13 protein-coding genes are annotated in these 17,867 nt (G+C 44.3%); 6 read left to right on the forward strand and 7 right to left on the reverse strand.

All coding sequences use genetic code 11. The features are described from left to right. Window positions 1-64: 64 nt before the first annotated feature. Window positions 65-703 (forward strand): MBL fold metallo-hydrolase, encoded by a 639-nt coding sequence (locus MFP28_RS07390; RefSeq protein WP_002906847.1) that lies wholly within the window; start codon window positions 65-67, stop codon window positions 701-703. Between the two features lie 68 nt (window positions 704-771). Here the strand turns inward: MFP28_RS07390 and ftsX are convergent, their stop codons facing one another. From ftsX to prfB, 3 genes are all read right to left on the reverse strand, one after another. After that, the gene (gene ftsX, locus MFP28_RS07395; RefSeq protein WP_002895888.1) at window positions 772-1,698 is read right to left on the reverse strand and encodes a permease-like cell division protein FtsX; all 927 of its coding nucleotides are present in this window, start codon (window positions 1,696-1,698) and stop codon (window positions 772-774) included. Then, entirely contained in the window at window positions 1,691-2,383 is a 693-nt protein-coding gene (gene ftsE / locus MFP28_RS07400) for a cell division ATP-binding protein FtsE (protein ID WP_002895890.1), read from the reverse strand. The genes ftsX and ftsE overlap by 8 nt, the downstream gene beginning before the upstream one ends. Before the next feature lie 44 nt (window positions 2,384-2,427). After that, window positions 2,428-3,523, reverse strand: a protein-coding gene (gene prfB, locus MFP28_RS07405; protein ID WP_097677707.1) for a peptide chain release factor 2 whose coding sequence is annotated in 2 segments (ribosomal slippage) — window positions 2,428-3,450 and window positions 3,452-3,523 — 1,095 coding nt in all. Because the reading frame shifts where the segments join, the coding sequence is not laid out codon by codon here. Window positions 3,524-3,833: 310 nt separating this feature from the next. Here prfB and MFP28_RS07410 point away from each other — a divergent pair. Beyond that, entirely contained in the window at window positions 3,834-4,694 is an 861-nt protein-coding gene (locus MFP28_RS07410; protein WP_002900641.1) for a metallophosphoesterase, read from the forward strand. Here MFP28_RS07410 and MFP28_RS07415 read toward each other — a convergent pair. The 3 genes from MFP28_RS07415 to MFP28_RS07425 form a co-directional block, all read right to left on the reverse strand. Continuing rightward, entirely contained in the window at window positions 4,688-5,479 is a 792-nt protein-coding gene (locus tag MFP28_RS07415) for a DUF2785 domain-containing protein (protein WP_002906849.1), read from the reverse strand. The genes MFP28_RS07410 and MFP28_RS07415 overlap by 7 nt on opposite strands. A gap of 88 nt (window positions 5,480-5,567) precedes the next feature. Further along, window positions 5,568-8,264 (reverse strand): cation-translocating P-type ATPase, encoded by a 2,697-nt coding sequence (locus tag MFP28_RS07420; protein ID WP_032915980.1) that lies wholly within the window; start codon window positions 8,262-8,264, stop codon window positions 5,568-5,570. Between the two features lie 285 nt (window positions 8,265-8,549). After that, window positions 8,550-8,936: a DUF1934 domain-containing protein gene (locus MFP28_RS07425; RefSeq protein WP_002906853.1), complete on the reverse strand. Its 387-nt coding sequence runs from the start codon at window positions 8,934-8,936 to the stop codon at window positions 8,550-8,552. A 115-nt stretch (window positions 8,937-9,051) separates the two neighbouring features. Between MFP28_RS07425 and MFP28_RS07430 the strand changes: the two genes are divergently transcribed. From MFP28_RS07430 to MFP28_RS07445, 4 genes are read left to right on the forward strand one after another with little or no spacing between them, the layout of a single operon-like run. Beyond that, window positions 9,052-10,353 carry an HD domain-containing protein gene (locus MFP28_RS07430; RefSeq protein ID WP_002906854.1) on the forward strand — a complete coding sequence of 434 codons (1,302 nt, stop codon included), beginning with the start codon at window positions 9,052-9,054 and terminating at the stop codon, window positions 10,351-10,353. A gap of 1 nt (window position 10,354) precedes the next feature. Then, a complete protein-coding gene (yidA, locus tag MFP28_RS07435; RefSeq protein ID WP_002906855.1) occupies window positions 10,355-11,164 on the forward strand; it encodes a sugar-phosphatase in 810 nt (269 codons plus the stop codon). Beyond that, a complete protein-coding gene (locus MFP28_RS07440) occupies window positions 11,164-12,378 on the forward strand; it encodes an aminoacyltransferase (RefSeq protein WP_002906856.1) in 1,215 nt (404 codons plus the stop codon). Before yidA ends, MFP28_RS07440 begins: the two co-directional genes overlap by 1 nt. A gap of 14 nt (window positions 12,379-12,392) precedes the next feature. Beyond that, entirely contained in the window at window positions 12,393-13,628 is a 1,236-nt protein-coding gene (locus tag MFP28_RS07445) for an aminoacyltransferase (protein ID WP_002906857.1), read from the forward strand. A 33-nt stretch (window positions 13,629-13,661) separates the two neighbouring features. On the opposite strand, the gene MFP28_RS07450 is transcribed toward MFP28_RS07445, so the two are convergent. Beyond that, window positions 13,662-17,843, reverse strand: coding sequence for a GBS Bsp-like repeat-containing protein (locus MFP28_RS07450; protein WP_002906858.1), 4,182 nt, complete (start codon window positions 17,841-17,843; stop codon window positions 13,662-13,664). Window positions 17,844-17,867: the final 24 nt, after the last annotated feature.

The following is a 17,867-nucleotide window of genomic DNA, read 5'->3' on the forward strand; positions in this document are numbered from 1 at the left end:
TCTGTGCAAAAAATCTGCTTTTCTGTTACACTCAATAGCAGAATACATTTTCCGAGGAAATCAGATGAAGATTCATAAAATTACCAACCTTGTTGCTTTTGAAAATACCTATATCTTAGAGAACGATCAGGGTCTCCTAGTCATCGATCCTGGCAGTGACTGGAAAAAGATTGAGCGCAAGCTGGAGGAACTCGCCAAGCCTGTGATTGCTATACTCTTGACCCATACCCATTATGACCACATTATGAGTTTAGAAAAGGTCCGAGAGCACTATGCTGCCCCACCTGTCTATGTGGCTGAGAGCGAAAGCAGCTGGCTCTACACACCGACAGATAATTTATCTGGTCTGGCGCGCCATGCCGATATGGATGATATTATCTGTCGACCAGCAGAGGAGTTTTTCTCCTACGAGACAGACTATGATCTTGGAGGCTTTCACTTCTATGTGCTTGCAACACCTGGCCACTCCATCGGAGGTGCCTCTCTAGTCTTTCCTAATGACTGCCTTGTTTTGACGGGTGATGCCCTCTTTCGGGAAAGCATCGGACGAACGGATCTGCCGACTGGAAACATGGAGCAATTGCTGACATCCATTCGCGAGAAACTTCTGGTATTGCCTAAAGACTATGCTGTTTATCCTGGTCATGGTCATGATACCACTATTTCACATGAAAAAATCTTTAATCCATTTTTAGCTCAGTAGCCATTTAAGCAATACCTATAACAAAAACAGAGTTTGAAATTCTTCAAACTCTGTTTTTTTATAAATTGTTAAATCTTCAAGAAGCGTCTCATAGAGATGATAGATCCCAATGATCCGATAAGAATTCCCAACACAAAGAGTGCTGCTATCATAATCGGACTAAAGAGTTTCGGATCAATCATAGAAAGTCCTTGACCTACCAAGCTCTTATTCATAGTCTGGTAGGCTATACCATATGTCAAATACACTACAAGTGACGGAACTGTTGCTCCTAGCAAGCCAATCCATGCTCCTTCAAACAGGAATGGTCCGCGGATATAGCTATTCTTGGCACCAACCAAGCGCATGATTTGAATCTCGCGACTTCGGGAAATAATGGTAATCCGAATAGTATTGGAAATGAGTAGGATAGCAATGAAAATCAGAAGCGCTGTCCCAATCAATCCCCATGTTTGGATGAAATTAGAAAACGCAAAGAGATTTTTGGTATTGGTACCCCCATTTTGAACCTCTGAAACACCATCAATCTTACGAGCATCCTTTGTAACAGATTCTACATACTTAGGTGCCTTGGTCTCAACAATATAAGCATCGTAAAGTGGATTATTTTCTTCATCAAAAACATCCCACTCACTACCCATGGTCTCTGTTAGCTTATTATACTGCTCTTGCTTACTAGAAAAAGTAACCTTCTCTACATTTTTCATAGAAGTCAGAGCATCATAAACCTTGTGGTAGTCTTCATTCTGAACTGTTTGGCCTTCTTTTACAATCGTTTCGCTATTATCGAAAACATCCTTACGCATGTATACCATAACGCGGACATTATTGGAAATATCATTTGCCAACTTGGCTGTATTTAAAATTACTGAAGCAAAGACAGCCACTAAGCTCAAGGTAATCATAACCGAGCTGACAGCCGCTACAGTCATCCAACCATTCCGCGTAAGACTCTTAAGCGACTCAATCAAATGACGAAAAAATCTTCTAATCATCGTATCCGTATTCTCCTTCCGCTTCATCACGTACCACACGGCCATTTTCAATAGCAATAACGCGGTGACGCAGAGTATTTACAATCTGGCTGTTGTGGGTTGCCATCAGGACAGTTGTTCCCTGAAGGTTAATCCGCTCCAGCAGGTTCATAATCTCCCAAGAATTATCTGGGTCCAAGTTTCCTGTCGGCTCATCCGCAATCAGGACTTTAGGGTTGTTAGCAATAGCACGCGCAATGGCAATCCGCTGCTGCTCACCACCGGAAAGCTCATTAGGGAATGAGCGGACCTTATGCTTAAGACCAACCAGATCCAGCACTTCCATAACCCGCTTTTTAATATTACGGCGGCGCTCACCGATAACTTCCATGGCGTAGGCAATATTCTCATACACCGTCTTTTTAGGAAGAAGTTTGTAGTCTTGGAAGACGACTCCAACCTGACGGCGCAGCATTGGAACATCGCGCTTCTTAATCTTAGCCAAGTCAAAATCAGCTACTTTCAGACTTCCCTTATCCAGCTTTATCTCCCGGTAAAGCAAACGAATAAAGGTTGACTTTCCTGCTCCTGAAGGACCTACAATATAGGCAAACTCCCCAGGTTCTACGTTAATAGACACACTACGCAGAGCAGTGGTCCCGTTGCCATACTTCTTGACAACATCTTTCATTTCAATTATTGACATCTATTGAAATTTCCTTTCAATCTAATTCTAATCTCTTGCATTTCCTAGTTCAAACGCCATTTCAAATAAGCGTCGATGAAACCATCCAAATCTCCATCCATCACCTTGTCCACCTGTGCTACTTCGTAACTGGTCCGATGGTCTTTGACCATAGTATAAGGCGTAAAGACATAGGAGCGGATTTGGCTGCCCCAGGAAATCTCCTTCTTATCTCCCTTGAGTGAATCGACTTCGGCTGCTTGTTTCTCTTGCTCTAGCTGATAAAGCTTGGCCTGTAGCATCTTCATCGCCCGATCACGATTTCCATACTGAGTCCGGTCAACCGTAGACTGCACCACAATTCCTGTAGGAATATGCGTCAGCCGCACACCAGTCGAAACTTTATTGACGTTCTGCCCGCCGGCTCCTCCCGAGCGGAAAGTGTCCATCTTAATATCGTCATCGCGAATTTCCACCTCAATGGTGTCATCTAACTCTGGCATGACCTCTACTGAGGTGAAGGAAGTATGGCGACGCTTGGCTGAGTCGAATGGCGAAATCCGGACCAAACGGTGGACTCCCATTTCTGACTTAAGCAGACCATAAGCGTGCGGTCCTTCAAATGAAAGGGTCACCGACTTAATGCCTGCCTCATCTCCCGCTTGATAGTCCAAGACCTCTACTTTGAAACCCTTGGCATTGCCAAAGCGTGTATACATACGCAGCAGCATATCTCCCCAATCCTGGGCCTCTGTACCACCAGAGCCCGGGTGAATTTCAAGGATAGCATTGTTATTGTCGTAAGGCTCAGATAGGAGCAGGGTCATTTCGTAGCTGGTCATCATTTTCTCGAGTTCAGCCAGTTTTTCTTCCAACTCACCCTGAACCGACTCATCTTCAGCCAGAAAATCAAGCAAGATTTCCGATTCATCAAAAAGCTCGGTCATTTGATGGAAATTTTCATAGGTTTGCTTGAGTTCATTTAGCTCTTGAGAAGTCTTCTGGGCTGCAATGTTGTCATCCCAAAAGTCGGGTTCTGTCATCTTATTTTCTAAGATGGCAATTTCTTCTTCCAGACCTTCTAAGTCAAAGAGACCCCCTGAAAGAAGCTAATTTTTCACGATTTGCGTCAATCTTTTGACGAATTTCTGAAATGTCCATAAATACCTCTTTTCACATATCGTTTAATTATAACATAAATTAAACAGTTTGCCTAATCTCACATTCAGCAGCTTACATTTTATCGGATTTTCCCTAGCTAGGCAAGACAAGCGACTCCTTGTCACTTAATTGTTAGAAAAGTAATATAATGACATGGGGTTGGAAGAATTATTTCAAGCCTTCCTAGACTTCATCTATGGATAAACGAAATACAAAATTACGATAATTTATGAGGTGTTTAGATAAAAGGGAGAAACTCCATAGGACCTTAAGCATTTTCAAGTTTTGAAAAATATGCTAGACTAAAATTATGACAAGAATCGGATTTATGAGCGACCTCCATCTGGACTCCAACCAGTTTGGAGATTTTGAGCGGCAAGTTCTTCGCCAGCTTTTAAAAGAGGAAGGGATTGACCACCTACACATTGCAGGAGATTTGTCCAACGACCTGACCAAGATCAGTTTGCCCTTTCTTGAAACTTTGAAGCAAGAGATTCCCCTCTCTTTTAATCTGGGAAACCACGATATGCTGGGACTTTCTGAGCAAGAAATTTCAAACTATGATTTTCAGATCCAGCAATTTGGACAGACCAAGCTCATCAGCTTTTCTGGCTGGTACGACTACAGCTTTGGTCCAGAAAAAAGCAAGGAAGAGCATCTGAGAACCAAGACTAATTTCTGGTTTGACCGCAGATTGGAGCGTCAACTCGACGACCCTAGCATTACAGCTCAGACACTGCAAGAGTTAGAAAAACTGCTGATGACTTTAGATGGTCCCATTATTGTTGCTCTGCATTTTGTCCCCCATCAAGACTTTCTATACGACCATCCCTACTTCCAGCGCTTCAACGCCTTCCTAGGAAGCCAAGCTTTTCATCGGCTCTTTGTCAAATACAGGGTGAAAGAAGTGATTTTTGGTCATCTCCATCACCGCCACCAAAGCCGTGTTATCGAAGGTGTCCGCTACCATATGCGTCCTCTGGGCTATATCCGCGAATGGGAACTGACTCGAAACTTTTTTAATGACTTTCCTCAGTATAAAATTCCCCAGATGTACCGCCTGCACAAGCGTTATAATGCTGTTAAAGATTTAGCCGAATTTCGAGACTATAAGAAAAAACACCTAGCAGACGAACTGCGAGATGCTTTAATGGTGATTGAAGTTCAGTAATGAAAATGTTGAATAGCAGTTCTCAGCTCATCTGAGAGCTGCTTTTTGCTGTCCAACTGCACATAGACTTCTAATAAACAGGAACGAAAATTGGAAAAAGCAATGAAGTCTTGGTTACTTTCCAATGGAAAACTCTGTGATTGAAGCCACAGTCTAAGTTCATGCTGCGACAGTTTTTTCTTTAAGACAGCTTGATAGAGCACCTGGGATAAGCGCCAATCCTCATCATTTCCGAAACGGACTGAAACTCTTTTAAAAACTTGATGAATGATCTCTAAAACCTCTGGCATCCTACTGGAGGGGAAGTCCGGATGACAAGCCACTTCTGTCAATAAGTCTGCTCCATGAGCGAAGGCATGAACCCAACCGTATTTCCTGGAGTAACCCCTTGTGTCTCTTTCTACTGACAAGTAGGTTAGCCCCTTATCTAGTAAGTATTTTCTTCCTTGCACTGATAAAGCCTGATAATACGAAGAATTTGGATTGCCATCACAGTTTAAGAGATTAGCATAAAGCAAAGCCGTGAAGGAACGTGTTAAGGTAGCTTGACCATTTTTATCACTCATATAAAAAAGTCCTTGTCTTTTGACTGCTTCTTGAGCTAAGAAACGAAACTGTTCAGCTGAAAACAGATCATCCTGAAGTCCCCTTGCTATGGACGAAAAGACTAACTCATCACGGATTTTCGCTTCTGGATGATCAATATGATCCAGTAACCATAAGATTTCTTCCTCATAATATAAAGGAGAAGCTTCTTCCAACTTCTTTCGTAAGTTTTGATACATACTTTCACCGTCCTTTCGAGTTGCTTTCTTTGAATTTGATTATATCGCCTTGTACGCAAAAAAGCCATCCGTAGATGACTTTTTGCTATTAAATAGCATTTTTGTCCATACCTAATTTACGTTGGATGAACTTAACAATTTCAACAATGACAATCATGGCAAAGCTACCAATCAGAACAACTGTCCATTGTGACAAGTCCAGTTTGGTCACATGGAAAATCTTTTCCAGTGGATCAATTACAATAGTTGAAATCAATAGGATGAAAGAAACCAGAATAGACCAGTTAAAGGTCTTAGACTTGAATGGACCAACTGTAAAGATAGATTGATAAACAGATTTTACATTGTAAGCATGGAAGAGCTGGATAAGGCCAAGCGTTGCAAAGGCCATTGTCAAAGCGTCCGCATGGATAGCCTTGACATCACCGACATGGACGGGATTAGAGATAGCATAACCATAAACCGCCAGAACCAAAGCCCCTTGCAAGACACCCTGATAGATGATAGAGCTCATCACTCCACCTGAGAAGAAGCTAGACTTACGGCCACGAGGCTTATGACTCATAACACCTGGCTCAGCAGGCTCAACTCCCAAAGCAATTGCTGGGAAGGTATCCGTTACTAGGTTAATCCAAAGCAGATGAACTGGCTGCAACACATCCCAGCCAAAGAGGGTTGCCAAGAAAATAGTCAGTACCTCAGCTGTATTAGCTGAAAGGAGATACTGGATAGTCTTTTGAATATTAGAGAAGACCTTACGTCCTTCTTCCACGGCTACAATGATGGTCGCAAAGTTATCATCTGCCAGAATCATGTCAGAGGCACCCTTAGATACTTCTGTACCGGTAATTCCCATACCGATACCGATATCAGCTGTCTTCAGAGCTGGTGCGTCATTGACACCATCACCTGTCATGGCTACGACCTTACCTTGGTTTTGCCAAGCTTTGACAATCCGTACCTTATGCTCAGGAGAAACCCGTGCATAGACAGAGTATTGGCCAACAACCTTTTCGAATTCTGCATCAGAAAGCTCATTGAGCTCTGCACCAGTCAGGACATGGTCTTCAGTATCTCCCTCTTCGATGATACCCAAGCGCTTAGCGATAGCTTCAGCTGTATCCTGATGGTCACCAGTAATCATAATCGGACGAATACCTGCTTCCTTGGCTACACGAACAGCTTCTGCTGCTTCTGCACGTTCTGGGTCAATCATACCGATTAAACCAGTAAAGATTAAATCATTTTCTAGATTTTCAGATGTCAGGTCAGTCGGAACTGCATCAATAATCTTGTAAGCACCAGCCAGCACGCGCAGAGCTTGGTGAGCCATCTCTGAGTTGTTAGACTTAATCAGCTGTGAAGTAGCATCATCAATCGCTGCAACATCTCCAGCCTTATCACGGGCAACACAGCGTTTCAATAGTTGATCTGGTGCTCCCTTGACTGCCACTAAGAATTTCCCATCTGGCAATGGATGGACAGTAGACATGAGCTTACGATCTGAATCAAAGGGCAGCTCAGCTACACGAGGATATTTCTCTAAAAAGGCCTTCACATCATAGCCCTTGTCCAGAGCATATTGGATAAAGGCTGTTTCTGTTGGGTCACCAATTAGCTTCCCTTCTTGGTCAATCTTAGTATCATTGGCTAAGACAACCGAACGTAAGAGCGGCAGCTCCAGCCCAAGTTCAATATCTTGTCCAGCTTCATTCAGGACTCCGTCATAAAAGACTTTTTCGACCGTCATCTTATTCATGGTCAGGGTACCAGTCTTATCTGAAGCGATAATCTCAGTTGATCCCAAAGTCTCAACAGCCGGAAGCTTACGGACAATCGAATTCCGCTTAGCCAGAACCTGAGTTCCCAAAGCCAGCACAATGGTAACGATAGCAGGCAGACCTTCAGGGATAGCCGCAACTGCCAAGGCTACAGAGGTCATCAGCTCATCCAGTGGATTTTTCCCTTGAATGAAGACACCGACTACAAAAGTCACTGCAGCAATCACCAAGATAGCATAGGTCAGAACCTTAGACAGACTATTAAGATTTTGCTTAAGAGGTGTGTCCGTTTCATCCGCATCCTGCAACATACCTGCGATATGGCCGACTTCCGTATACATCCCTGTATTGACAACCAACCCAACCCCACGACCATAGGTCACATTTGAGTTTTGGAAAGCCATATTGACCCGGTCGCCAATACCAGCATCTGCAGCTACCTCAACAGTCAAATCTTTCTCAACCGGAACAGACTCACCTGTCAAAGCTGCTTCTTCGATTTTCAGTGAATTAGCTTCTAAAAGTCGCATATCCGCTGGGACAACATCACCGGCTTCCAGTCTAACAATATCACCAGGTACCAACCCCTTAGAATCTACTTCTGTGACATGACCATCACGCAGGACACGTGCAGCCGGGCTGGACATGGATTTGAGAGCTGCAATGGCTTCTTCAGCCTTGCCCTCCTGATAGACACCGAAGATGGCATTGATGATTACGACTGCTAAGATGATTAAAGCATCTGCGATGTCTTCGCCGCCTGATGTGACAACAGACAAGACAGCTGCTACCAACAAGATGATAATCATCAAATCCTTGAACTGCTCCAAAAACTTCATTAAGAGAGATTTTTTCTCCCCTTCATCCAGTTCATTGCGGCCATAATCAGCTAAACGCTTGGCTGCTTCTTGACTGGACAAACCTTGCTCTGAAGCGTCCAAAGTTTTGAAAATTTCCTCAGGACTCTGGGTGTAAAAAGCTTGGCGCTTTTGTTCTTTTGACAATGTATTCCTCCTCTTGGCCTCTTTTATTTCTGAACTTTTCTGACCACTACGACTCATCATCTTGAGCCGCACCAGTCATATCCAAAAAGTCAGAAACAAAAAAGAGACCTGTTTATTAACAAGTCTCGCTATTTCATACAAGGCCGGAAATTTCTTTCGTATTGACGACCTTGTAACGGTTATTCCGTTAGCTACTCCCTTGAGTTAGAAACTATTATACCAAATTTTCAGGCTTTTGCAAGGGGAAACATTCTGATTTTCAAGAGCTTTCTCGGAGAATAGCAGCTAACCCCAGCTAATCTCCATTTCATAGCTGGCAAAAATCTGTTCTCCATCAACAGTTTTCAGCTGATAATGAAGTTGCAGAACCTGCTTGGTCAAATCAACCTTGTAGAAAGAAGTATCGGTCACAAACTGCTGCAAGCCCACAGGTGTATGGATGCCAACCAGCGTCTGTCCTTGACTGATGAAACGCATGATGGACTTAGGCTCAGAAAAGCGCGTCATAACCAGCTCTTTATCGTGAAACTTCAGAACTACTTTCTCTCCTTCTTCATTTTTGTATAGCAGATAATGATAGTCTCCTTTTTGCGTCCAGTCCGTATCGTAGACCTGATCGATTAGCTCGGTATGCCCGTCCAGCTGGATGTGATTTTTTATTCTGATTTGCATCTTTATCTCGTTTCTCTTTTTCTTTCCCTATTTTATCAAAAAAAGGACAAAATTGCTCTTCTTTCAGTTGCAGCTTTGATTTTTTTCCTACTATGATTTGTGGTATAATGGTAGCATGATTGAAAAAGTATTTCGGGACCCGGTTCATAATTATGTTCATGTGGACCATCAGGTTATCTATGATTTAATCAATACCAAAGAATTTCAACGGCTGCGCCGCATCAAACAGCTGGGTACTTCCGGCTATACCTTCCACGGTGGGGAGCACAGCCGTTTTTCGCATTGTCTGGGAGCTTATGAGATTGCCCGGCGCATCACCAAGATTTTCAATGAAAAATACCAATCCAACTGGGACAGCCATGAAAGCCTGCTGACCATGACAGCCGCTCTCCTGCATGACTTGGGACACGGAGCTTATTCACACACTTTTGAGCGCCTCTTTGATACCAATCACGAGGATATTACGCGGCAAATCATCACCAGCCCTGAGACAGAGATTCATCAGGTCCTGGTGCAGGTTTCGCCGGATTTCCCAGAAAAGGTAGCTAGCGTCATTAACCATACCTATCCCAATAAGCAAGTGGTCCAGCTGATTTCCAGCCAGATTGATGTGGACCGGATGGATTATCTCTTACGCGATTCCTTCTTTACTGGCGCTTCCTATGGGCAATTTGACTTAACCAGAATTTTACGAGTGATTTGTCCAGTAGAAAACGGCATTGCTTTCAAGCGCAATGGCATGCATGCGGTAGAAGACTACGTAGTCAGCCGCTACCAGATGTACATGCAGGTCTATTTCCACCCGGCCAGCCGAGCGATGGAAGTTCTGCTGCAAAATCTGCTCAAGCGAGCCAAGTTCCTCTATCCGGCCCAGAAAGATTATTTTGCGCTGTCATCGCCCAATCTCATTCCATTCTTTGAAAACAGAGTGACCCTGCAGGATTATCTGGCCTTGGATGATGGTGTTATGAATACCTATTTCCAAGTTTGGATGACTAGTCCAGACAAGATTTTATCTGACCTGGCTCAGCGTTTTATCAACCGCAAGGTCTTTAAGTCTATCGTCTTCTCTCAGGAAAACGAAGGGCATTTGGATATCATGCGAGACCTAGTTGGACAGGTTGGTTTCGACCCTGATTACTATACTGCTATCCATCGTAATTTTGATTTGCCTTATGATTTCTACCGGCCTGACGTTGAAAAACCTCGGACCCAGATTGAAATCCTGCAAAAAGATGGCAGCTTAGCAGAACTGTCCAGCCTGTCTCCTATCGTTCATTCGCTAGCTGGGACCAGACAGGGCGATAATCGCTTCTACTTCCCCAAGGAAATGCTGGCAGAGACCGGACTTTTCAGCGAAAAAAACCAGACCTTTATGCACTATATCAAAAACGACCAATTTACCTACGGAGAATAATATGTCTATCAAATTAGTTGCCGTTGACATTGACGGTACCCTTTTAAATAACCAAAAAGAAATCACTCCTGAAGTCTTCAGTGCTGTTCAGGATGCCAAAGCTGCTGGTGTCAAAATCGTCATTGCAACCGGCCGTCCTATTGCAGGCGTTCAAAAGCTTCTCGAGGATCTAGAGCTTAATCAGCCAGACAACTATGTCGTTACTTTCAACGGCGGACTGGTGCAGGATACTGTCACAAGTCAAGAATTAATCAAAGAAACACTGACCTATGACGACTATCTGGATATCGAACTGCTCGGGCGAAAATTAGGTGTTCACATGCATGCCATCACCAAGGACGGCATTTATACAGCCAATCGCAACATCGGCAAGTACACTGTTTACGAGTCCAATCTCGTCAGCATGCCAATCTTCTACCGCACACCTGAAGAAATGGCCAATAAAGAAATCGTCAAGTGCATGTTTATTGATGAGCCGGAAATTTTGGACGCGGCCATTGCTAAGCTGCCACCGGAATTAGCTGAAAAATATACACTGGTTAAATCAGCTCCTTTCTATCTGGAAATTGTCAAAAAGACTGTCAATAAAGGGGCTGCTATCCTTCATCTGGCTGAAAAACTTGGCTTAAGCAAGGAGCAGACTATGGCTATCGGTGATGAAGAAAACGACCGCGCCATGCTGGAAGCCGTTGGCTCTCCTGTTGTCATGGAAAACGGCAAGGAAGAACTCAAGAAAATCGCCAAATATATCACCAAATCGAACGACGAATCTGGCGTAGCGCACGCTATTAGAGAGTGGGTTTTAAAATAATGTTTAGTTACAAAATTGGAATTTCAGCTCAGGAACACGACGATTTTGTCACGGCTCATCCGCAGGCCAATCTTCTGCAGAGTTCAGCCTGGGCTCAGATTAAGGATAACTGGGCCAATGAGCGCTTGGGCTTCTATAAAGACGACCGCTTGGTTGCTGCAGCCAGTGTCCTGATCAAGCCACTGCCCTTAGGGATGACCATGCTTTATATTCCGCGCGGTCCCATCATGGACTATGGTGACAAGGAGCTGCTGACCTTTGTTTTGGCCTCGCTCAAGAAATTTGCCAAGGAGAAAAAAGCGCTCTTTGTCAAGTTTGACCCTAGCCTCTTTCTGGCAGAAAGCAAGATGGGTGCTGAATTGCAAGACAATACAGAGACGGTTGAGCTGATTCAACAGTTACAGGAAGCAGGAACTGTCTGGGTCGGACGGACTGAGTCTCTGGACGAAACCATCCAGCCTCGCTTGCAGGCCAATATCCATAAAGAAGATTTCAGCGAGGATCTGCTTTCTAAGAGTACTCGGCAGGCTATTCGCACAGCCCGTAACAAAGGCATCCAAATCCAATTTGGCGGAGCAGAATTACTGGATGACTTTTCAGCCTTGATGAAAAAGACAGAAAACAGAAAAAACATCCACCTGCGTGGAAAAGACTATTACCAAAAACTCTTGGATACTTATCCTGAGCATTCCTATGTCACCTTATCCAGCATTGATCTAAAGGCACGATTGGAAGACTTGCAGGCTCAGCTGACCAAGACACTCAAGGAAGCAGAGAAATTTACCGAGAAAACCAAGCCTGGCAAGATTGAGAATAACCAGCAAGAACAGAAACGCCTCCAAGAAGAGATTGACTTCCTGCAGGACAAAATCAGCCAAGGTGCTACTGTCGTTCCCCTGTCTGGCACACTGGTCTTGGAATACGGCAAAACCTCTGAAAATATCTATGCCGGAATGGACGAGGAATACCGCCGTTACCAGCCAGCCATTATCACTTGGTACGAAACGGCCAAACATGCTTTTGAGCGCGGAGCTGATTGGCAAAATATGGGCGGAATCGAAAACGATCTCAAGGGTGGTCTCTATAGCTTTAAATCCAAGTTCAATCCGACCATTGAGGAATTCGCTGGTGAGTTCAACCTGCCAACTAATCCCCTCTACCACCTCTCTAATCTGGCCTACACACTCAGAAAGAAACTGCGCAGCAAGCATTAACAGAAAGGAAGCCTATGACCTTTAAACTTCTCAGCCAAGAAGAATTCATCCAGCATACCTCAGCTAGCTCCCAACGCTCTTTCATGCAGACCGTAGAAATGGCAGAGCTGCTGAGCAAGCGTGGCTTCAGTACCCAGTATGTTGGCTACACTGACCCACAGGGACAGGTAGTGGTGTCTGCTGTCCTCTACAGTATGCCGATGACTGGCGGCCTCCATATGGAAATCAACTGCGGCCCTGTCTCTACCGATGCTCAATACTTGACTCCCTTCTATCAATCTTTGCAGGCTTACGCTAAAAAAGAAGGCGCTCTAGAGCTCATCATCAAGCCCTACGAGACTTATCAGACCTTTGACAGCAATGGCCAGCCCACATCTGATGAAAAAGTCGAGCTTATCCAGCAACTGACTGACTTGGGCTTTGACTTTGACGGTTTACAGACGGGCTATCCAGGCGGGGAGCCTGATTGGCATTATGTCAAAGACTTAGCTGGTCTGACGGAGAAAGACCTGCTCAAATCCTTCAGTAAAAATGGTAAGGCGACTGTCAAAAAGGCGAATACCTTTGGTATCAAGCTAAAAAGGCTGGAACGTGACCAACTCAGCATTTTCAAAGACATCACAGCTGCTACTTCTGACCGGCGGGAATATGATGACAAGCCACTAGACTACTATCAAGATTTTTATGATAGCTTTGGTCAGCAGGCGGACTTTATGACAGCCAGTCTCAACTTCAAGGACTATCTTCAGAACTTACAAAAAGACCAAGAGAAACTGGGCCAAAAAATCCAGAAACTGCAGGCTGACTTGGAAAAAAATCCTCAATCTGAAAAGAAGCAAAATCAGCTGCGAGAACTTTCCAGCCAGTTTGATAGCTTTGAAACCCGCAAAGCTGAAGCCCAAGAACTAATTGATAAGTACGGCGACCAAGACCAAATCCTGGCTGCCAGCCTCTTTATCTACACCCCTCAGGAAACAACTTACCTCTTCAGTGGATCTTATCCTGAGTTTAACAAATTCTATGCCCCTGCCCTGCTGCAGGAATATGTTATGACCGAAAGCATCAAGAGAGGCATTCCATTTTATAATTTCCTCGGCATTATGGGAATTTTCGACGGTTCTGACGGTGTTCTGCGCTTCAAACAAAACTTCAACGGCTTCATCGTTCGAAAAATGGGAACTTTCCGTTATTATCCTAACCCTCTCAAGTTTAAGTTGCTTCAGCTCATAAAGAAAATTCTAAGACGTTAAAAAACCAAGGTTTCCCTTGGTTTTTTTGCGTGTTTATTTATAACGAGGTGTCGCAAAACCACGGATATTCCCGTGACCGATGCGGTAAGTGTTGCGTTTAACTACGTTATTGCTGTTGCCTTCAATCGTGTGAATGATACCATTCTCAACTTTTTCGACAATACCGATATGATCAGCCCAGCCATCATTTTGCTGGGTATCTTTGTCCCAGTTAAAGGTGATGATATCGCCTGCGCTAGGAGTCGAATTACCATCTTCATTCCAGATACCCAGTCTTTGGAAAATATGAATATGGCGCTCTACACCGCACTCACGGCCGATAAGATCGCTCAAGCCTTCTCTTTGAAAAATAACCGTCGTGAAAATGTCGCACCAGTCATCTGTGTTTTTCACAGCATAGCCAACTGGCAGCGGTCTGACACTGTTATAATCGTCGACCAAGCGCTGATGCTCTGCACTGCCTCCCCTGACACCTACCATAGCAGCTGCCGCCGCAAGAACACGGTCTCGCTGACTAGCTGCCTGAGGACGGTTTACAGAGATAGAGGTCTTTTCTCCACCAGCTCCCTGCAGCTGATTTTGATTATTTAAGTAATACAAGTGAACATTGTACTCGCCTGCATTATTCTTATGGTCACGCGCATATACATGCTTACGATAAGTACCATCAGCCTGACGATCCGCTGTGTACCACTGGACATCATCTTGGCCATTCGCTTCTGACCAAGTCGGCAGGTAAACTGTCTTGAGTCCTTCTGGTGCCACAATGCCTGATACTACAATATCAAACTCTCCAGTATCATTATTTTTATTTTGAATACTGATTTTACCCTGCGGCTTACTGATAGACACATTGGTCTTGATGCCGCCTGCTCCTACTAGCTTGCCATCATTTTGCACATAGTAGAGATGAACATTATATTCGCCTTGAACGTTATTATGGTCGCTCGCACGAACATGCTTACGATAAGTGCCGTCAGCTTGACGTTCTGCTGTGTACCACTTGATATCATCTTGGCCGTTGGCTTCAGACCAAGTTGGCAGGGAAACTCCCTTCAGACCACCTGGCGATACGATATCTGAAACTACAATATCAAAATCGCCATTTTCGCTGTTACGATTCTGGATACTGATTTTACCCTGTGGTTTAACTGCTGACACATTGGTTGTAGTACCGCCAACACCGACTAACTGCCCGTCGTTACGGACATAGTAAAGATGGATATGATACTTACCAACTGAGTCTTTATGTTTACTAGATTCAACAGTAACTTTATAGGTACCATTAGCCTGCTGAGTAGCTGTATACCAGATAATATCGTCTTGACCGTTAGCTTCAGACCAAACCGGAACACTGACAGCAGACACTTCATAAGGGGCAGAAACGTTCGAAATCACAACATCAAAACTGCCGTTGACATTATTCTTATTTTGAATACTTATGTTGCCCTTTGGCTTACCTAGAGAAACATTAGTTTTGATGCCACCAGCACCAACCAGATTGCCATCATTTTGCACATAGTAAAGATGAATATTGTACTCGCCCTCAACATTTTTGTGATCACTCACACGGACTCGCTTACGATAGGTACCATCCGGCTGACGTTCTGCGTTGTACCACTTGATATCATCTTGGCCGTTGGCTTCAGACCAGGTTGGCAAGGAAACTCCTTTCAGACCGCCTGGCGATACGATATCTGAAACCACAATATCAAAATCGCCAGTTTCGCTGTTGCGATTCTGGATGCTGATTTTGCCCTGCGGCTTGCTGATAGAAACGTTGGTCTTGATACCGCCTGCTCCTACTAACTTGCCATCATTTTGCACATAGTAGAGATGAATATTGTACTCGCCCTCAACATTTTTGTGATCACTCACACGGACTCGCTTACGATAGGTACCATCCGGCTGACGTTCTGCATTGTACCACTTGATATCATCTTGGCCATTGGCCTCTGACCAAGTTGGTAGGGAAACAGTCTTGAGACCGCCTGGCGATACGATATCTGAAACCACAATATCAAAATCGCCAGTTTCGCTGTTGCGATTCTGAATACTGATTTTGCCTTGAACTTTTGGTTTTTCTATAGAAATAGTCGTTTTAGTGCCACTTACACCTACCAAGCTGCCATCATTTTGCACATAGTAGAGATGAATATTGTACTCACCCTCTACATTTTTGTGATCGCTCAGACGGACACGCTTACGATAGGTGCCATCAGCTTGACGCTCAGCGTTGTACCATTTGATATCATCTTGGCCGTTAGCCTCAGACCAAGTTGGCAGGGAAACTTCCTTCAGGCCGCCCGGAGATGAAATACCTGAAACCACAATATCAAAATCGCCGGTTTCTTTATTTCGATTTTGAATACTGATGGTGCCTTTAGGTTTTCCAAGAGAAACGGTCGTTTTAGTTCCGCTTACACCAACCAAGCGGCCGTCATTTTGGACATAATAGAGATGGACGTTGTACTCGCCCTGCACATTATTGTGGTCGCTTATGCGTACTCGCTTACGATAAGTGCCGTCAGCTTGACGTTCAGCAGTATACCATTTGATATCATCTTGGCCGTTTGCCTCTGACCAAGTTGGCAGAGAGACAGTCTTAAGACCACCTGGGGATGAGATACCTGAAACCACAATGTCGAAATCACCAGTTTCGCTGTTGCGATTCTGAATGCTGATTTTGCCCTGTGGCTTGATGACAGATACATTAGTCGTAGTACCGCCGACACCGACTAATTGACCGTCGTTGCGGACATAGTAGAGATGGACATTGTACTTGCCAACTGAATCCTTATGTCTGCTAGAATCAACAGAAACTTTATAAGTACCATTTGCCTGCTGAGTGGCTGTGTACCAGATAATATCGTCTTGACCATTAGCTTCAGACCACACCGGAACACTAACAACAGACACTCCATAAGGAGCAGAAACGTTTGAAATCACAACATCAAAGCTACCGTTGACATTATTCTTATTCTGAATACTGATGTTACCCTTTAAAGGCTGCTTAGCAAGAGCAGACTGCTGGGTAAATCTCCCAGTGTAATCTACGCTATGGTCAAATACATGTTTGCCAGCTAAAAGCTGAGCCTGAGCTGTAAACTGCCATGCCCCAGCGCCACTATTGTATTTGAGAGATTTAGCTCCATCAAGATTTAAATTAGAGGACGGATACTGGGCCACCCAGAAGTTGCTATAGCCAAATTGCGATGTATTAACTGGTCCCTTGCTGCGAAGATTATTTTGATCCAGCCAGCTGGCACTGGTATAATACATCAGGTTGGAATAACCCAGTCTGCGCATCTCATCCGCCCAAGCCTGGGTATGCTGGTTAATCCCATTTTGCATTTTGGGATCTTCCATGTCGTTGACCATGACTGTGTTTTTAGGCAAACCTAGTCTATTAGCAAAGGCAACGTAATAACGAGCTTCGGCTCTCGCTTCTTCATCACTGGTATAGTGTGAGAAGGCATAGGTCGATACTTGTAAACCAGCTCCCTGTGCATTTCTCACTTGAGACTCGGCAAATGGATTAGTGTAATGGGTTCCTTCAGTCAGTTTGACAACGACACCGCCAACCCCTTGCTGGGCTAATTTACGATAGTCATCTACGCTGATATGGCCATTGTGGCTGCTGACATCTACAAAGGAAGTGCCTTTAATCTCTGCTTGGGAATTCCCGCGGGCTGCCTGAGCCTTTGACCCAGCATTATAAAATACAGTTTTTCCAGCACTACTAGCTTTTGGTGCTGATGCTACTGCAGGACTAGGCTTGGGCTCTGAGGCAGTAGCAGAATCTGAAACAGAAGAGCTTGCTTTTGCTGACTGATCAGCTGCAGTTTCATTCTGATTAGAAGCATTTGCATCTGGCTGACTTTGCCCTTCTGGCTTAGCAGAAGCTACCTGAGTTTCTACAGGAACTGATTGAGCTGCTCCTCCAGACTCAACAGCTGTTCCTGTAGCGTTCGTTGCTTCCTCCTCTTGCTTAACAGCTTGAACTGACTGTTCTGCAGTTGACACTGCTACAGTCGCCTGATTAGACGTTTGTGATGCGGCCGCATTCACTGTTTGATTCTGGGAACTAACAGACCTTTCTGTTTTTAAAACTTCTGACTCAGCGATATTATGTTCCTCGGCTTTTGCAACATTGGCAGTCGCTGCCAACAAAATAGCCGTACTCGCTAAATAAACTAATTCTTTCGATTTCAACTTTTCTCTCCAACTTTTAAAAAA

Origin of the sequence: Streptococcus sanguinis (assembly GCF_050234405.1) — a bacterium.
In the GTDB taxonomy this organism is placed as follows: Bacteria; Bacillota; Bacilli; order Lactobacillales; family Streptococcaceae; genus Streptococcus; species Streptococcus sanguinis_W.

What these genes read in the sequence shown, in the direction of transcription:
- MFP28_RS07390 (WP_002906847.1), top strand. Translation starts at nt 65, where the DNA reads ATGAAGATTCATAAAATTACCAACCTTGTTGCTTTTGAAAATACCTAT.
- ftsX (WP_002895888.1), bottom strand. Translation starts at nt 1,698, where the DNA reads ATGATTAGAAGATTTTTTCGTCATTTGATTGAGTCGCTTAAGAGTCTT.
- ftsE (WP_002895890.1), bottom strand. Translation starts at nt 2,383, where the DNA reads ATGTCAATAATTGAAATGAAAGATGTTGTCAAGAAGTATGGCAACGGG.
- MFP28_RS07410 (WP_002900641.1), top strand. Translation starts at nt 3,834, where the DNA reads ATGACAAGAATCGGATTTATGAGCGACCTCCATCTGGACTCCAACCAG.
- MFP28_RS07415 (WP_002906849.1), bottom strand. Translation starts at nt 5,479, where the DNA reads ATGTATCAAAACTTACGAAAGAAGTTGGAAGAAGCTTCTCCTTTATAT.
- MFP28_RS07425 (WP_002906853.1), bottom strand. Translation starts at nt 8,936, where the DNA reads ATGCAAATCAGAATAAAAAATCACATCCAGCTGGACGGGCATACCGAG.
- MFP28_RS07430 (WP_002906854.1), top strand. Translation starts at nt 9,052, where the DNA reads ATGATTGAAAAAGTATTTCGGGACCCGGTTCATAATTATGTTCATGTG.
- yidA (WP_002906855.1), top strand. Translation starts at nt 10,355, where the DNA reads ATGTCTATCAAATTAGTTGCCGTTGACATTGACGGTACCCTTTTAAAT.
- MFP28_RS07440 (WP_002906856.1), top strand. Translation starts at nt 11,164, where the DNA reads ATGTTTAGTTACAAAATTGGAATTTCAGCTCAGGAACACGACGATTTT.
- MFP28_RS07445 (WP_002906857.1), top strand. Translation starts at nt 12,393, where the DNA reads ATGACCTTTAAACTTCTCAGCCAAGAAGAATTCATCCAGCATACCTCA.